Here is a 306-nt window from a genome sequence, read left to right on the forward strand (position 1 = left end):
CGGAACATGATCACGGGCGAGGCCACGCCGATCACGCGCACCGCCTGCACGTATTCGCGGTTCTTCTCCACCAGGGTCGAGCCGCGCACCGTGCGCGCGTACTGCGGCCAGCCGGCCAGCGCGATGGCGCCGATCAGCACCGGGAACGCGATGATCTCGTGCAGCTCGCGCGGCACCGCGGCGCGCGCCACGCCGTCGATCAGCAGCGCGATCAGGATCGCCGGGAACGACAGTTGCACGTCGGCGATGCGCATGATGAAGGCATCGATGCGTCCGCCCGCGTAGCCCGAGATCAGCCCCAGCACG

The 306-nt window shown here is 69.9% G+C and carries 1 protein-coding gene; it reads right to left on the minus strand.

Annotation, left to right across the window (positions count from 1 at the left end; translation table 11 throughout):
• Positions 1–306: ABC transporter permease subunit (locus tag SB751_RS29300; protein ID WP_410748940.1), on the minus strand; the 306-nt coding region annotated here is incomplete at both ends.

It is taken from the genome of Cupriavidus sp. SIMBA_020, assembly GCF_046535395.1.
Lineage (GTDB): Bacteria > Pseudomonadota > Gammaproteobacteria > Burkholderiales > Burkholderiaceae > Cupriavidus > Cupriavidus campinensis.